11 protein-coding genes and 1 pseudogene are annotated in these 15,995 nt (G+C 70.9%); 3 read left to right on the top strand and 9 right to left on the bottom strand.

Annotated elements, in window-relative coordinates; genetic code table 11:
• Nucleotides 1–136 precede the first annotated feature (136 nt).
• Nucleotides 137–2,353 carry an MMPL family transporter gene (locus BDW27_RS17630; RefSeq protein WP_110050337.1) on the bottom strand — a complete coding sequence of 739 codons (2,217 nt, stop codon included), beginning with the start codon at nt 2,351–2,353 and terminating at the stop codon, nt 137–139.
• 150 nt (nt 2,354–2,503) lie between these two features.
• Between BDW27_RS17630 and BDW27_RS17625 the strand changes: the two genes are divergently transcribed.
• Together BDW27_RS17625 and BDW27_RS17615 are read left to right on the top strand one after the other, a co-directional pair.
• Nucleotides 2,504–3,277, top strand: a complete 774-nt coding sequence (locus BDW27_RS17625; RefSeq protein ID WP_026129328.1) for a TetR/AcrR family transcriptional regulator — start codon at nt 2,504–2,506, stop codon at nt 3,275–3,277.
• Between the two features lie 1,242 nt (nt 3,278–4,519).
• Complete coding sequence (locus BDW27_RS17615; protein ID WP_017544965.1) at nt 4,520–5,365, top strand: neutral zinc metallopeptidase; 846 nt, start codon at nt 4,520–4,522, stop codon at nt 5,363–5,365.
• A 1-nt stretch (nt 5,366) separates the two neighbouring features.
• Here the strand turns inward: BDW27_RS17615 and BDW27_RS17610 are convergent, their stop codons facing one another.
• The 8 genes and pseudogenes from BDW27_RS17610 to BDW27_RS17575 all read right to left on the bottom strand — a co-directional run bounded on the left by BDW27_RS17610 (nt 5,367) and on the right by BDW27_RS17575 (nt 15,211).
• The gene (locus BDW27_RS17610) at nt 5,367–6,758 is read right to left on the bottom strand and encodes an FAD-dependent oxidoreductase (RefSeq protein WP_110050336.1); all 1,392 of its coding nucleotides are present in this window, start codon (nt 6,756–6,758) and stop codon (nt 5,367–5,369) included.
• A 54-nt stretch (nt 6,759–6,812) separates the two neighbouring features.
• Nucleotides 6,813–8,741 carry a 1-deoxy-D-xylulose-5-phosphate synthase gene (gene dxs, locus BDW27_RS17605; RefSeq protein ID WP_026129329.1) on the bottom strand — a complete coding sequence of 643 codons (1,929 nt, stop codon included), beginning with the start codon at nt 8,739–8,741 and terminating at the stop codon, nt 6,813–6,815.
• A gap of 285 nt (nt 8,742–9,026) precedes the next feature.
• Nucleotides 9,027–9,797 (bottom strand): sulfite exporter TauE/SafE family protein, encoded by a 771-nt coding sequence (locus BDW27_RS17600; RefSeq protein ID WP_110050334.1) that lies wholly within the window; start codon nt 9,795–9,797, stop codon nt 9,027–9,029.
• 39 nt (nt 9,798–9,836) lie between these two features.
• Nucleotides 9,837–10,072, bottom strand: a pseudogene (locus BDW27_RS28160) (FAD-binding oxidoreductase); the annotation flags it as partial.
• Nucleotides 10,073–10,445: 373 nt separating this feature from the next.
• Nucleotides 10,446–11,723, bottom strand: coding sequence for a sugar ABC transporter permease (locus BDW27_RS17590; protein WP_110050332.1), 1,278 nt, complete (start codon nt 11,721–11,723; stop codon nt 10,446–10,448).
• Nucleotides 11,720–12,520, bottom strand: coding sequence for an ATP-binding cassette domain-containing protein (locus tag BDW27_RS17585; protein WP_017544971.1), 801 nt, complete (start codon nt 12,518–12,520; stop codon nt 11,720–11,722). The genes BDW27_RS17590 and BDW27_RS17585 overlap by 4 nt, the downstream gene beginning before the upstream one ends.
• A 119-nt stretch (nt 12,521–12,639) precedes the next feature.
• Nucleotides 12,640–13,788 (bottom strand): sugar ABC transporter substrate-binding protein, encoded by a 1,149-nt coding sequence (locus BDW27_RS17580; RefSeq protein WP_017544972.1) that lies wholly within the window; start codon nt 13,786–13,788, stop codon nt 12,640–12,642.
• Nucleotides 13,789–14,035: 247 nt separating this feature from the next.
• A complete protein-coding gene (locus BDW27_RS17575; RefSeq protein WP_110050496.1) occupies nt 14,036–15,211 on the bottom strand; it encodes an ROK family transcriptional regulator in 1,176 nt (391 codons plus the stop codon).
• Nucleotides 15,212–15,346: 135 nt separating this feature from the next.
• Between BDW27_RS17575 and BDW27_RS17570 the strand changes: the two genes are divergently transcribed.
• Nucleotides 15,347–15,946 (top strand): uridine kinase, encoded by a 600-nt coding sequence (locus BDW27_RS17570; RefSeq protein ID WP_017544975.1) that lies wholly within the window; start codon nt 15,347–15,349, stop codon nt 15,944–15,946.
• The last annotated feature ends 49 nt before the right edge of the window (nt 15,947–15,995 follow it).

Here is a 15,995-nt window from a genome sequence, read left to right as displayed (position 1 = left end):
CAGGTGCACCGATCCCTGATTGGTAGAGCGAACATATCGTATGCACACACTATGATTATGGGAAGTACTCCCCCAGCAACGCGAGGACCCCGCCCGGCACGGGGCCGGACGGGGTCCTGGGGGCGATCAGGGCGGCTCAGACGCCCGCGGTCACCTTCTCCCGCTGTTCGACGGGAGCGGCCGCCTCCTCGTCGTCACCGCCCTCGGAGATGCCGATCCTGTCGTGCAACCACCGCAGCGGACGCGGCAGCCACCAGTTCCAGTCGCCGAGAAGACGCATGGTGGCGGGCACCATGACCGCCCGGACCAGCGTGGCGTCCACCAGGACGGCGAGAGCGAGCCCGATACCGATGATCTTCAGGAAGAGGAGACCGGAGGTACCCATCGCCACGAGCACCACGCCCAGCAGCAGGGCGGCGCTGGTGATGATCCGTCCGGTGCGCTGGAGCCCCAGGGCCACCGAGCGGGTGTTGTCCCCACTGCGCAGGTACTCCTCCCGCACCCGGCTCAACAGGAACAGCTCGTAGTCCATCGCCAGCCCGAAGGACACGATCATGATGAGCACCAGGTACGTGGGGTCGATGGTGCCGACCGCGTCGAAGCCGAGCAGCCCGGCGAAGAGCCCCTCCTGGAACCCCCAGATCACCACGCCCAGCGAGGCGCCCAGTGACAGCGCCCCCATGAGGACCGCCTTGACCGGCAGCACCACGGAACCGAAGGCGAGGAAGAGCAGGACCAGCGTGGAACCGATGATGAACGCGACCGTCTTCGGAGCCTCCTGCACAATCGCGTCCAGGTTGTCCAGCTGCATGGCGGCCACACCGCCCACGAGGGTCTCCTCGGCGCCCTCGGGCCCGGGATCGGCGCGCACGTCGCGCACCAGCTGCTGCACCTCGGGGTCGTCCGTGGCGCCCTGGTAGGCGACCTCCACGTGCGCGACGCCCTCCGTCGTCCGGGTGACACTCGCGCGGACCGCGCCGGGCAGGGCGTCGAGGCGCTCCACGTACTCGTCGAGCCGCGCCTCACCGCTGTCACCGCGCACCGCCACGTGCAGCCTGCCGACCTGCCCGGCGGGGAAGTCCTCCGCCATCGACTCGGTGCCGATCCGACTGGAGGCGTCGACCGGAAGGTAGCGCTGGTCGGTGGCGCCGAACTGAGTGGAGGCGAGGCCGGAGCTGAAGGCCACCAGGACACAGCCGACCGCGACCAGGGACACGGCGGGGCCGCGCATCACGGTGCGGGCGAACCTCGCCCAGGCCCCCGCGTTCTCGTCGATCACACCGGTCACGGTCCGACGCGGCAGGGGCAGCCCGAGTCGGTCGATCCGGCGGCCCACCACCGCCAGCAGCGCGGGCAGGAACACCAGGGCGGCGATCAGGTCGAAGGCCACCACGGCGATGCCGCCGAAGCCGATGGACTTGAGGATGGGCTGCGGGAAGAACAACAGGCCCGCGAAGGCGATGCCCACCGTCACTCCGGAGAAGGCGACCGTCCGACCGGCAGTGTCGACCGTGCGGCGCACCGCGTCGGGGACGGTGCGCCCCCGGCCCAGCTCCTCGCGGAAGCGGCTGACCATGAACAGCCCGTAGTCGATCGCCAACCCCAGGCCCAGCAAGGTGGCGACGTTGATGGCGAAGACCGACACCTCGGTCACCGAGGTCAGGGCGCGCAGCACGGTGAGGGAACCGAGGATCGCCAGGCCACCGACCGCCAGCGGCACCAGCCCGGCGACCAGGCCGCCGAAGATCAGCACCAGCAACAGGAGCAGGACCGGAAGGGTGATGAGCTCGGCGCGGATGATGTCGCTCTCCGCCGTCTCGGAGAGCTCGTGCTCGACGGCGATCGGGCCGCCCAGGTGGGTCTCCAGAGGTCCGGACTCCAGGACGCTCGCCGCCGCCTCGAACTGGTGCAGGCGTTCGTCGTGCGTCTCGCCCGCGAGGGTGACCGGAACGTAGGTCGAGTGCAAGTCCTCGGACACGAGCATGCCGCGCTCGACGTCCGACAGCTCCTCGTCCAGGTACAGGTCGTACCCGGTGACGACGTCCTCGGGCAGGTCGTCGGCGATCCGCTGGACTGCCTTGGCGAAGGTCGGGTTGTCCACCTGCATCTCGTCGCTGCGGTAGACCGCGATGACGTCGATGTCGTCGTGGCCGAGCTCCTCCTGGAGCACGTCCATGGCCCGTGAGGACTCCGAGCCGGGGTCCTCGAATCCGCTCTGGCTGACGTCCGAGAAGACGCCGAGCCCCCACACCACGGAGAAGGCAGCGAAGAGCCCTGTGAGGGCCAGAATCCACCATCGGCCCCGGTGGGCGCCGAGCCCCAGTCGGCCGAAGATCCCCGTGTGTGTCGGCATGGGCCGCCCTTTCAAGCGAACGCTCGTCATATTCGTGAACAGTGTTTGTTAACGGCGTTCACTAAAGCGTGCAGGCATTACGATGTCAATATCGCCGAGAGAACGAGAGCGCCTCGACCCTGGCGCGTGAGACGGGGTGTACCGCAGCACATGACGAAACCGCCGGTCACAAGCGAGCATCGGGCCGGGGGCACCCTCAGCCGCCGCGAACGTGTGCGCGAAGCCACACTCGCCGAGATCAAGGAGATCGCCCGCAGACACCTCGTGGAGTTCGGGGTCGTCGGGGTGTCCCTGCGCGCGATCGCCCGTGAGATGGGTATGACCGCACCCGGCCTGTACCGCTACGTGCCGGGGATCGACGCGCTGCTCGTGCTGATCACGGCGGAGATGTACGAGGACCTGGCCGACGTGGTGTCCGCAGCCGACGCGAGCATGCCCGTGGAGGACACGGACGGCCGCATCCTCGTCTCACTGCGCGCCTTCCGGAACTGGGCCGTCACCCATCAGGCCGAGTTCTCGGTGATGTTCGGGCCGAGGACCCGACTGGACCCCGAGGCCGACATCTCCCGCGCCCTGGAGGCGGGCCGTCGGTTCGGTTCCACGTTCTTCACCCTCTTCGACCGGCTGGTCTCGGAGGAGCGTTTCCCGCTGCCAGCCGACGAGGAGATCCCGAACGCGCTCCGACCGGAGCTGCGCTCCTTCGCCGAGTCCGTCGGGTTCACCTCTCCGGACATCTCCGAGGGCGCCGTCATGGTGCTCACCGCGTGCTGGGTGCGCCTCTATGGGGTGGTCTGCATGGAAGTGTTCCAACATCTGAGTTTCGTCGTGCGGGACATGGAACCATTCTTCGAGTCCGAGCTTCAGAACATGGCGAAGGACCTCGGGGTTCGCTATTCCCCGCCCCAGAAGGCGGGGGGCACCTGACCGGGACCCGCCCGTTCAAGCCCCATACTGGAGGTCTGCGGCTATTGCCGGATTCGTGGGCACGAATCCGGCATGCCGCTCCCCTGTAGGCGCGAAGACGAGGACGGTCCCGTGGAGAACCGAACCGGAGCTGACCAGCCCGGGGAGAGCCCTCCCCCCTCCAGGGCGCCGCACGACACTCCAGGCCCCTCGGATCCGCCACAGACCTCCCAGGGGCCCACCCACGCACCAGCGGGACCGCGCCCCACACAGGGTCAGCTACCGGGGCAGCCCGCCTCGCGGCCTTCGCAGCCTGACTTCGCTCCACAGGACCCAGCCCATGGGGTCTCGGCATCCGCTCCGAACCAACTGTCACGCGAGCTCCAGGGGACGCAGGTCCCGCACGCGGCGCAGGACACGCAGCGAAGCTCCGCTTCGCAGTCCAACGACCCGCGACCGGCGATGCCCCACACACCGCATGCCTCGGCGGTGCCCCGGGAGTCTCCCGGATCACAGGGACACCAGGAACCCGGGATCGCCCCACAGGCACCACAGGAGCCTCAGGGGCCCCCGCCCGCGCAGAACCACGCACCCCGGGCGCCTCAGGCGCCGCACGCGTCACAAAGACCACAGGCCCCCCAGGTACCAACGGGTCCGCCTCCAGCACAGAGTCAGCAACCGGGGCAGTCCACCTCGTCCCAGGAGTCTCCCGGATCACAGGGACACCAGGAACCCGGGATCGCCCCACAGGCACCACAGGAGCCTCAGGGGCGCCCGCCCGCGCAGAACCACGCACCCCGGGCGCCTCAGGCGCCGCAGGGGCACCTGAGACCCACCCAGGCGCCGCAGGACCAGCGGCCCCGGCCGGTGCCGGGCCCGCCCGTGGCTCCGGGCCACCAGGCGCCCGGGACCCCGCAGGGACAGCCTCCGCACTCCGGTCACCAAGCGCACCCGAACAATCCGACGTACGGGCCCCAGCCGACGCACGCCTCGCAGGCGGGGTGGGCACCTCCGGGACCACAGGCCGCTCCGGGCCATGCCGCACCGCACGGGACGCAGGTCCCGCAACGCCAGTGGTGGCCCCAGCCGACCCACCAGGCTCCCGGGTGGACGGGACAGCCCCGCACGGCGCGGTTCCCCGGCACCGTTCCGCCAGGGGCGCCTCCCCACCAGCGTCCCGGGCACTTCCCGCAGCCGCAGTGGCACCAGGGCCCTCCGCAGTGGGGGACGCCGCCACGGCCTCCGCGTGACAGGGGCCGGGCGGTGCTGGTGGGTGCGTTCTCGGCGGCCTCGGTCGCCCTGGTCGCGCTCGTCGCCAGCGTGGTCATCGCGGTGAACACCCCGCAGGAGGAGGTGTCCACCGGTGGCACCGACCTGGCGTCGTTCTACGACAGCGCCCTGCACGCCCAGCCGAACCCGGGGCAGGTCGACCTCGTCGACCACCCGATCTACGACGTGCCCATGCCCGAGCCCGTCGACTGCGGCCTGCCGGAACTGCGGACCGACTCGGACGACTCCTGGGAGGCGTTCGCCAACGAGGCCGGGACCTGCCTGAACGAACTGTGGGCGCCGGTCATGGACGAGCTCGGTCTGGACCCCGAACTGCCCGAGATCACCGTCACCGACGAGTCCCTGGAGACGGACAGCGAGGACTCCTTCACCCTGGCCTACTACGAGAGCGACCGGGGCCTGATCACCGTGGTCCTGCCGAACGTGCGCCAGGTCGGCGAGCAGATCCCCGACACCCACCAGGCGGACGTGTGGCTCGCGCTGATGGGCCACGAGTACGCCCACCACGTGCAGTACGCGACCGGCATCCTCAGCATCTCCCACGACCTGCGTCGCAGCGCGGGCAGCGAGGCCGACGAACTGGACACCCTGCGCCGCACGGAACTCCAGGCCGAGTGCATGGCCGGGGTGGGGCTGCGCGGCCTGACCGACCCCGAGGGCGACGCCCTGGACGTGGTCAACCTGCACTTCAACGGCGGTGGCGACCTGGACACCCACGGCAGCGCGGCCAACCGCGCGTACTGGCTGGAGTCGGGCTACACCAGCCCGACGGTGGGCGGCTGCAACACCTACGACGCCTCCGCCGGGGACGTCACCTGACTCAGTCCTGCCCCAGGATCCTCCGGTAGGCGTCCCAGTCCCTGAACTTCACGCGTTCCCCCCGGTCCAGGTCGGCCGCGTGGCCGGCCTCGGCGGTGTCGATGCGCAGCCAGCCCTCGTAGTCGCTGTGCCGCAGCCCGCGGTCGTCCAGGACCCGCTCCAGGGCGACGGGGTCGGGAACGGACGCGCGGAGCAGCGGGGCGTCCTCCAGAAGTGCGCGGACGGTCCCCGCGGCGTCCGACTTGTTCGTGCCGATCACCCCGGTGGCACCGCGTTTGATCCACCCGGCCACGTAGTCGCCGGGCACCGGCCTTCCATGGGCGTCCAGCACCCGGCCCGCCTCGTGCGGCACCGTCCTGGCACCGGAATCGAAGGGCACGCCTTCGAGGGGCACACCGACGTACCCGACCGAGCGCAGCACCATGCCGACGTCCAGGACCTCGTGCTCGCCGGTTCCCTCCAGGCGGCCCTGCGGGTCGAGCCGGGTGTGCTCGACCCGCAGGCCGTTCACCCGGTCCGTACCCAGGATCTCCTCGGGACGGGTCCAAAAACGCAGTTCGACGCGGCGTGGACGCCCCTCGGTAGCACGCTCGGCCAGTTCCCGCAGGAGCCGCAGGTTGGTGCGCGCCGCCCGGGAGACCTCGCGCAGTTCGGGGCTCCGGGTACCGATCTCGGTGAGGTCGATGTCCACCTGTTCGGCGCGCACCACGACGTCCACACCGGGAAGCTCCAGCAGGTCGCGGAGTTCGGGCGCGGTGAACTTGGCCTGGAGCGGACCCCGGCGGGCCAGGAGGTGGATCGTACGCACCCGGCTGGCGGCGAGCGCCTCCAGGACCGTCTGCGGGATGTCCGTGTGCCGGAGTTCGTCGGCGGTCTTGGCCAGGACGCGCACGACGTCAAGGGCGACGTTGCCCGCGCCGACCACCGCGACCTCCTCGGCGTCGAGGCCGAAGTCCTCCCACTGGTTGTCGGGGTGCCCGCAGTACCAGTTGACGAAGTCCGTGGCGGCGACGCTGCCGGGCAGGTCCTCACCGGGTACGCCCATGCGCCGGTCCACACTGGCGCCGGTGGCGTAGACGACGGCGTGGTGGGAGCGCGACAGGTCGGCGCGCGTGAGGTCGGTGCCGAACTCGACCCCGCCGACGAACCGCACGTGCGGGTGCTCCAGGACCCTGCGCAGCGTCCGCGCCACGCCCTTGATCTTGGTGTGGTCGGGGGCCACCCCGTAGCGGACGAGGCCGTAGGGGGTGGGCAGCCGGTCCACGATGTCGACCCGGACCGGTACGCGGCGCTGGCGGGTGAGGGCGTCCGCGGCGTAGACCCCGGCCGGGCCGGAGCCGATCACGGCCACCCTGAGCGGAGTCTCGTCCTGGGCGTCGGGCTGGTCGGTCATGAACCCATTCTGGCAGCACCGGAGTCAGATCCAGTGCTGCCAGGAGGGTGTGGGTCAGGCCTTCTCGTCAGCCAGTTCGGGCCGGGTTCCGCCCAGCTCGGTGTGGCGGGAGACGGTTTCCGTGAGCTTGCGGGACAGTTCCTGCGGGGTCAGCCCCTGCTGCTGGAGGATGCGGTCGCGCTTGGCGTGGTCGAGGAACTCCTGCTCGATGCCGAAGGTCCGCACGGGCACGTCCACGTCGTGGTCGCGCAGCAGGCGGGCCACGGCGTCGCCGACAGCGCCGGTGCGGCCGTTGTCCTCGACGACCGCCACCACGGAGTGCTCGGCGGCCTCGGCCACCAGGGCCTCGTCCAGCGGCTTGACCCAGCGGGGGTCGATGACCGTGACGCCGATGCCCTGGTCGGCCATGCGGTCGGCCACCTCGCAGGCGACCTGCGCCATGGTGCCCGCCCCGACGATGAGGAGGTCCTTGCCGTGGCCGCCGTCGGTGGCGCGGCGCAGCAGGTCCATGCTGCCGACCTTGCCGATCTCGGTGAGCTCCTCGGCCACCGCGCCCTTGGGGTAGCGCACGACGGTGGGGGCGTCGTCGACCGCCACGGCCTCGCGCAGCAGGGCGCGCAGCCGGACCGCGTCACGCGGTGCGGCCAGCCGGAGCCCGGGGACCACCTGGAGGATGGACATGTCCCACATGCCGTTGTGGCTGGCGCCGTCGTTGCCCGTGACGCCCGCGCGGTCCAGGCAGAAGGTGACGCCCTGGCGGTGCAGGGCGGCGTCCATCAGCACCTGGTCGAAACAGCGGTTGAGGAAGGTCGCGTAGACGGCGACCACCGGGTGCAGGCCGTTCATCGCCATTCCGGTGGCGGCGGTGGCGGCGTGCTGTTCGGCGATACCGACGTCGAAGACGCGGTCCGGGTAGGCGTCGGCGAACTTGTTGAGGCCGGTGGGGTGGAGCATCGCGGCGGTGATGCCGACGATGTCCTCGCGCTCGCCGCCCAGTTCCACCATGGTCTCGGCGAAGACCGACGTCCACTTCTCGACCTTGGGGCCGGGTTTGGCCGCACCGGTGTCGATGTCGAACGGGCCGGGGGCGTGGAACTGGTCCTCGTCGTGGTTCTCGGCCGGGGCGTAGCCCTTGCCCTTCTGGGTGATGACGTGGACGATCACCGGTCCGCCGAAATCGCGGGCCCGGCGCAGGGCCTTCTCCACGGCGGGCTCGTCGTGTCCGTCGATGGGGCCGAGGTACTTCAGGCCGAGGTCCTCGAACATCATCTGCGGCTGGATGGTGTCCTTGAGGCCCTTCTTGAGGCCGTGCAGGGCCTCGTAGAGGGGCTGTCCGACCACCGGGGTGCGGTTGAGGGTGTTCTTGGCCAGGTCCAGGGCCTGCTCGTAGCCGGGGGCCATGCGCAGCGAGGAGAGGTGGTCGGCCAGGCCGCCCCTCGTGGGCGAGTAGGAGCGGCCGTTGTCGTTGACGACGACGACCAGGCGCCGGTTCTTGCGCTCGGCGATGTTGTTGAGGGCCTCCCAGGCCATGCCGCCGGTGAGGGCGCCGTCTCCGATGACGGCGACCACGGTCCGGTCGGTGCGGCCCTGGACCTCGTTGGCCTTGGCCATGCCGTCGGCGTAGGACAGCGATGTGGAGGCGTGGGAGTTCTCGATGAAGTCGTGCTCGGACTCGGCGCGGGAGGGGTAGCCGGACAGGCCGCCCTCCGACTTCAGGTCGCTGAAGTCGTGGCGGCCCGTGAGGACCTTGTGCGCGTAGGCCTGGTGCCCGGTGTCGAAGAGGATGGGGTCCTTCGGTGAGTCGAAGACCCGGTGCAGCGCGATGCTCAGCTCGACGACGCCGAGGCTGGGACCGAGGTGTCCCCCGGTCTGGGAGCAGGAGTCGACCAGGAAGTCCCTGATCTCCCGGGCCAGCGCAGGGAGCTGGTCGGCCGGGAGCTTCTTGAGCGCTTCCGGATTGTGTATCGACTCGAACAGTGTCACTGTCTCGTCAGTCCCCTCGTCCAGCGTGTCCACGTTACGTATGCCCGCTCCGGCCCCTGACGTGGGCCGAGCTTGGCTACCGGCAGGTATACCCGAGTTTATGGGCCTTCGCCCCCGGGTCACACCCGGCGTCGCCCCAGAGGCTACGGATTTGACGGTACCCCCGACATAAGGGCGTGACCGATTCCGGCGGACTCCGCCGGAACGACTCCCGCCACGGAGGTTTCGGCGTAGATTACTCCCTCTTGGGAGCGGCTTTACCGCAGACCACCCGAGTTGCCGAGGCTAGCCGAGCGCGGCCTGTGTGAGGAGGCCTATCGCGGAGACGGTCACCACACACAGCAGGGCCGTCCGCATGCGCCCCGGATCGACCCAACGACGGACCCGATTGCCGACCAGGAAGCCGAGGCCCACACAGGGGATGGCGGCGATCCCCGCGGCGGCGGTACGAGCGTCCAGCTGCCCGCCGATCCCGAGGGAGAGCAGGGAGAGGGCACCGCCGAGCAGGAAGAACGCGGCCAGGGTGGCCCGCACTCGCTCGGGTGGTTCGTGCTGGTAGAGCAGGGCCATGGGCGGTCCGCCCACGGAGGTGGCGGTGCCCGCGAACCCGGAGAGGGTGCCCGCCGCGACCAGGGACACCGGGGTGATGCGCACCCGGAAGGACCGCACGGTCAGGGCGACGGCCACGAGCACCATGACGCCGACGACCGCGGCGAGGGCGCGGGGTTCGAGGACCGCCACCACCCACACCGCCAGGACGGTGCCGGGCAACCGGGCGGGCAGCCCCCAGGCGAGGCCGCGCCAGTCCACGTGGCGCCACTCCTGGAGGAGGGTGAACATCGGCAGGATGATCACGGCGATCAGGAGCGAGCCGGGCATGAGCGTGGGGTCGAGGAAGGAGATCACCGGGGCGGCGACCAGTCCGAGGCCGAGTCCGACCATGCTCTGGACGGCCGCTCCGGCCAGGACGGCGGTGGCCGCCACCAGGAGGAAGACCCAGGCGTCGATCTGCCCGAACAGGGCGTGGGCGGTGGGTGTGAGGAGATCAGCGAACATGAGGGGGACGACGTTATATCCCCCTCAGCCCGATCGGGATTAGGAGATAGGGACATGGGACGACGTCATGGACACGTCCGTCGCACGCCGTCCACGTAGGCCGTCGCCCCCTCCGGGTGCAGGAACCAGTCGATGAGCCCGGCGGGGTCGCCGAAGGAGTTGGCGAACCGGTCGGCGGTGGGCGGGTGCCGGTCCGCCAGGCGGTACAGCTCCCACACGTGGTGCGGCCCGGTGAGCATCACCCTGCTCCACGCGGTGACCTGCCGTGCGTGGCGGCGCTCGTCGCGGGGGAAGATCCCGGCGAGTTCGCCGCGACCGGCCGCGATGACGACCAGTTCGTGGTCGGCCCTCAGGGACACCAGGTCGTCGGGGGTGACCCGGTGGCGGAGCACGCGGCCGCCGCCCCGGGCGAACAGCTCCGCCCACGCCGCCAGCCCGGGGAGACGTCGGAATCGTGGAGCGCTCCCCCGCTCCGGAGCAGCGTCGCGGATCAGCCCACGCACAACACACCCTCCCGCACGAAGCCGACAAAGCGACACACACGGTCCGCGCACGCGGCGGGGCCCGGACCGGTGGGAGTGGAACCGGCCCGGGCCCTTCGGCGGACCCGGGTCCGCCGCTTCGGGAGTGGAACGAGGTGGGGGCTGGCTAGGCACCGCCCCTGGCGTGGGTCTTGCGTCCCCGACGCGAGAGCGCGTCGAGCACGACCGCGATCAGCAGGACGGCCGCCGTGATCATGAAGCGCACCGAGGTGTCCATCTGGAGCAGCAGCAGGCCCGAGGTGATGGCGCCCAGCACCAGGCCGCCGAGCAGGGCCGAGTAGGCGTTGCCGCGCCCGCCGAACAGGCTGGTGCCGCCGATCACCGCCGCCGCGATGGCCATCATCAGTTCGGCGCCGCCACCGGTGGACACGCTGGCCGCGAAGTTGCGGGACACCAGCATGACGCCGCCGAGGGCCGCCAGGGTGGAGGCGATCCCGAAGACGGAGATCCGGATGAGGTCCACGTTGATCCCGGCCCGGCGCGCGGCCTCCGAACTGCCTCCCACGGCGTAGACCATGCGGCCGTAGCGGGTCTTGCGCAGCACCAGGTCCAGCACCACCACGAAACCCACGAAGATGAGGAAGGCCAGCGGCACGCCCTTGTACTGGTTGAGCACCCACACGCCGCCCGCCAGCGGCAGGGCCAGCAGGAGGGTCCGGAACAGCACCTCGGTCACCGGCTTGTAGGGCAGGCCCACCGAACGGCGTCTGCCCTCGACGACCAGTACGGACACCAGGTAGAGGGCGAGGGCCACCAGGACCAGGAACCAGCCCACGACCGGGACGAAGTAGGTCTGGGTGAGCATCGCGATGGGGCCGCTGGAGCTGGTGTTGATGCTCCCGTCGCCGCCCATCAGGTACAGGTGCACGCCCTGCCAGCCGAGCAGGCCCGCGAGGGTGACCACGAAGGCCGGTACGCCCATCTTCGCGAAGACGAACCCGTGGAGCAGGCCCACCAGGAGGCCGACGCCCACGGCCGCGCCGATGGCCGCCCACTCGGACCAGCCGTGCCGGACCGCGAGGACCGCCAGCACCCCGGCGGACAGCCCGGCGACCGAACCGATCGACAGGTCGATCTCCCCGAGCAGCAGGACCATGATGACGCCGGTGGTCATGAGGCCGATCGCGGCGATCTGCACGGTGAGGTTGGACAGGTTCTGCGGGGACAGGAACCGGTCGTTCATCGACTGGAAGACGACGGCGATCAGCAGGAGGCCGACGATGACCGGAGCCGCGCCCAGCTCTCCGCCCCGGAGGTTGCGGCGCAGGGCCCGGAGCCACCCGCCGGGCGAGGCGACGGTGGCCAGCAGGCGGGGGTCGCGCTGGGGGCCGCTCGCCGCAACGGAGGTGTCGTCGCCCTGGGAGACGTGTGTCTGCTGGCTCATTCCTTGTCCTTCGTGGCCGTGGCCGATGAGCCGGTACGGGTGGATCGACGGGTCACCGGGTTGTCCGAGGCGCCGGTGATGGCGGCCACGATCTCCTCGTAACTGGTCGAGGCGATGGGGAAGTCGCCCGCGTTGCGGCCGAGGCGGAGCACGACCGCCCGGTCGGCGACGGCGCGGACGTCGGCCATGTTGTGGCTGATCAGGACCACACCCAGGCCCTGGTCGCGCAGGCGCTCGATGAGGTCGAGGACCTGGGCGGTCTGGGCCACGCCCAGCGCCGCGGTGGGTTCGTCGAGCATGACCACGCGGGGCTGGCCCAGGAGGGACCGGGCGATGGCGATGATCTGCCGCTGGCCGCCGGAGAGGGCGGCCACGGGCACGCGCAGGTCGGGGATGCTCACCGACAGGGAGTCGAGGAGCTCCACGGCCCGCCGTTCCATCTCGACCTCGTCGAGCGTGCCGGGGAAGTGGAGTCGCTCGTTGCCCAGGAAGAGGTTGCCGACGATGTCCAGGTTGTCGCACAGCGCGAGGTCCTGGTAGATGGTGGCGATCCCGAGGCGTTGGGCGTCGGCGGGCGCCCCGATGGTGACCGGCGTGCCGTCCCAGTGGACGGTACCGCCGCTGTCGGCCGGGTGTGCCCCGGCGATGACCTTGACGAGGGTCGACTTGCCCGCGCCGTTGTCCCCGAGCAGGGCGACCACCTCCCCGGGGTCGACCTGGAAGTCGACCTCGGAGAGGGCCTTGACGGCCCCGAAGGTCTTGGAGATCCCGGACAGTTCCAGGACGGGTGTACTCATGTGCCTGTTTCTCTCTCTCGCCCCCGACGGGGGCCGGTTGCTCCGCGCGCGGCCCGGCCTCGCGGGGCGTCGCGTCCGGGCCGCCTCGGACGGTGGGGCGGCCCGGACGTGGGGCCTGGCTAGAGGGCTTCCTTGCAGAAGTCGAAGTCGGCGTAGTCGGCGGTGCAGATCTGCTCGATGGTGTAGAAACCGTCGGAGACGACCGTGTCGGCGATGTCGTCGACGGTGACCGCGACCGGGTCGAGCAGGATCGAGTCGACCATCTCACCGTCGGCGTCCTCGACCTCGGTGACGGTGTGCTCGCCGGATTCGAGGTCGTCGCCGGTGGCCAGGGAGACGGCCATGGCGGCGGCGATCTCGGCCTCGGGGCGGATGGCCTTGTAGACGGTCATGTACTGCTCACCGGAGACGATCCGCTGGATGCCGTGCAGCTCGGCGTCCTGACCGGTGACGGGGGGAAGGTCCTCCACGGAGACGCCGGCGCTGCGCAGGGCGGAGATGATGCCCGCCGCCATGCCGTCGTTGGCCGAGTAGACACCGACGATCTCGTCCAGGCCGAGGGAGGTGATGGCACCCTCCATCTGGCTGTTGGCCTCGTCCGGGGACCAGTCGGGGGTGTCGAACTCCTGCCCGATCTCGACCTGGCCCTCGAAGATCTCGTGGGCGCCCGCCTTGAAGTCGCCCGCGTTGGGGTCGGTCGGCGAACCGTTGATCACGACGATCTGGCCGTCACCGGCGGTTCCCTCCTGTTCGAGGGCGCCGACCAGTGCCTCGGCCTGGACCTGGCCGACCCGGAAGTTGTCGAAGGAGACGTACATGTCGACGCCGCCCTGGGCGAGTCGGTCGTAGGCCACGACCGGCACCCCCTGGCCGCGGGCCTCGTTCACGGTTCCGGCGGCGGCCTCGGAGTCGACGGCGCCCAGCACGAGGACGTCGACCCCGGCGGTCAGCATCGCCTGCGCCTGGGTCTGCTGTTCGTCGACGTCCTGGTCGGCGTTGGCGTAGGAGAGCTCGCAGTTGGGGCAGAGGTTCTCCAGCGCCTCCTCGAAGTAGGGCTTGTCGAAGGCCTCGTAGCGGGCCGTCTGGAGCTCGGGGAGCAGCAGACCGACGTGGAAGCCCTCCTCGATGCTGTGGGTCTGGGTCTCACCGGCGGAGTCGTCAGTGGTGAGCGAACCGCAGGCGGTGGCGAACAGGGCCAGGGCCGCACCGGCGGCGGCGACGCCCAGGGTGGCGGTGGGGCGGCGGAGTGGGGAGCGTCTTGTGGTCAACGCGGGGGGCCTCTCTTGCGGAACCAGCGCGGATGAGAATGCGCGATCGATGGTGTGAAGTAGAACCCCGCGTCCACCTTGCCGTCAACTGTTGAACACATAACCGAAACATTACGAGTCTTGAGTTCATGAGCTGAAATCAAAAAAGGTGCAGGCCAGGACGCTTGTGCACGAGGCGGGCGCTGTGCGGAGCGTGCGGCACACCCGTGTGAAAGATCTTCACAGGGGAGAACGAACGGGCCAGCAATCAGCGCAGGCTGTGAGCGGCCGTGAGCAGTGCGCCGCGGATCGCCGCGTCCTCGCCCAGGGCGGTGGTCTCCAGTTCGAGCTGAGCCAGGGCACCGCCCAGGGTCCCCATCTCCATCGCCCGGCGCATGGGATCCAGCAGGAGGTCACCCGCACCGGCCAGGTCACCGCCGACCACCACGCGGTCCGGGTTGAACAGGTTGGCCATGATCGCCACCCCCTGCCCCAGGGCGCTTCCGGCCTCCGCGATGATGCGGCGGCTGCCGGGGTCCTCCCCCAGCGCGGAGGCGACCACCTCCCGCAGGCGGGTACGGTCCGTGCCGGGAGCGAGGTCGTAGGTCCGGGGCAGCATGTTCAGCAGGTACCCGGTGCCCACGAAGGTCTCCAGACAGCCCCGGTTGCCGCAGCGGCACACCTGCCCGCGCGGGTCCAGACCGATGTGCCCGATCTCCCCCGCGGTGCCGCCCGCGCCCCGGAAGAGCTGGCCGGACATGACGATGCCCGCCCCGACGCCCTCGCCAAGGACCAGCTGGATGACGTGGTGCGCGCCCTGCGCGGCGCCCAGTTCGCGTTCGGCCACCACGGCGAGGTTGGCGTCGTTCTCGGCCCGCACTGGCAGGCCGAGCCGCTCTCCCAGCGCCTGGGCGGGGCGAAAGCCCGCCCACCGGGCCAGGCAGGAGATGGCGCCGACCTCACCGGTGTCGGGGGCGATCGGCCCCGGCACGGAGGCCACCACGGAGGCCACGGTGCCCAGGTCGATCCGGGCGCCCAACAGGGTGGTCTCGGTCAGCCAGGCGGCCCGGCGGACGGCGCGCTCGGCGTCGGCGGCCACCTCGTAGGCAATGGACTCGCGGGCCAGCAGGTTGCCCTCGCTGTCGCCCACCGCCACGCGAACGCGGTCGGTTTCGAACTCCACGGCGACGACCGTGCCCGGGGGACGCAACAGTGTGACCGCCCGGGCCCTGCGTCCGTTGGAGGAGGCGTCGCGCACCGACACGGTCCCGGCGGCGCGCAGGCCGCGGACGATGTTGGAGACGCTGGCCGCCGACAGCCCCGTGGCGCGGGCGAGTTCGGCCTGCGTGCGGGTGCCGTCCCGGCGCAGCACGTCCACAACGCGGCGCTCGTTGGCCTCCCGCAGCGCTGACTGGGATCCGGGGGTCGTGCCGGTCTCGGTCACCACGTGCCCCTTCACTCCGTCGGTCCGCTCGCTCTGGCGTTGTTCGGTCGAATGTTACAAGCATTGAACGGGGAGGCGGACCCCGGAGTCACCGTCGCGGCGGGGCCGGGGCGCGCGTGCCCTAGGTTCGTTGTCATGGCGAGGGTGAGCACCGACCGTCCCGGGTGGGCGGAGTACGTGGCCGGGACCGTTCTGGGCGCCGTCCGGAGGGGCCCTCGGGTGCGGGTCGTGTCGGTGGAGGGGCGTTCGGGGTCGGGCAAGAGCACCGTGGCAGCCCGGGTGTGCCGTTCCCTGGGTGACCGGGGAGAGGCGGTGGCCCTGTTGACGATGGAGGACCTGTATCCCGGCTGGGACGGCCTGGCCGAGGCTCCCGCCCTGCTCAGGGAGTGGGTGCTGCTGCCGCTGGCCGAGGGGCGCGCACCCGCCTGGCACCGGTACGACTGGGAGCACGCGGAGTTCGGCGCGGAGTGGGTCGGCCTCCCCGCCGACCTCCTTCATCACGGGGGCACCCTGGTCGTGGAGGGATGCGGTTCGGGGGCCGCCCCCGTACGCGACCTGACCGACCTGCTGGTGTGGGTCGAGGCCGACCCGCGGACCCGGGCCCGCAGGCTCGACGGCCGTGAGGACGCGGAGCAGTACGCCCCCCATCGTGCCTCGTGGGCCCGGCAGGAGGACACCCTGTACGCCGACGACCCGCCCCGGGAGCGCGCCGACCTGCTGGTCGACAACGACTGAGCCGGACACCGAGGCGGATCCGGAGTGCGGACGGGGCCGGGGTCTCCCC

This window comes from Nocardiopsis sp. L17-MgMaSL7 (assembly GCF_003182025.1).
GTDB classification, from domain to species: Bacteria; Actinomycetota; Actinomycetes; order Streptosporangiales; family Streptosporangiaceae; genus Nocardiopsis; species Nocardiopsis prasina.
Note: the sequence above shows the minus strand (reverse complement) of the source record. Positions and strands in the feature narration are given on the sequence as shown.

Coding starts and splice junctions, on each gene's coding strand:
- BDW27_RS17600 (WP_110050334.1), bottom strand. CDS start 9,797: ATGTTCGCTGATCTCCTCACACCCACCGCCCACGCCCTGTTCGGGCAG.
- BDW27_RS17630 (WP_110050337.1), bottom strand. CDS start 2,353: ATGCCGACACACACGGGGATCTTCGGCCGACTGGGGCTCGGCGCCCAC.
- BDW27_RS17625 (WP_026129328.1), top strand. CDS start 2,504: ATGACGAAACCGCCGGTCACAAGCGAGCATCGGGCCGGGGGCACCCTC.
- BDW27_RS17570 (WP_017544975.1), top strand. CDS start 15,347: ATGGCGAGGGTGAGCACCGACCGTCCCGGGTGGGCGGAGTACGTGGCC.
- BDW27_RS17585 (WP_017544971.1), bottom strand. CDS start 12,520: ATGAGTACACCCGTCCTGGAACTGTCCGGGATCTCCAAGACCTTCGGG.
- BDW27_RS17610 (WP_110050336.1), bottom strand. CDS start 6,758: ATGACCGACCAGCCCGACGCCCAGGACGAGACTCCGCTCAGGGTGGCC.
- BDW27_RS17590 (WP_110050332.1), bottom strand. CDS start 11,723: ATGAGCCAGCAGACACACGTCTCCCAGGGCGACGACACCTCCGTTGCG.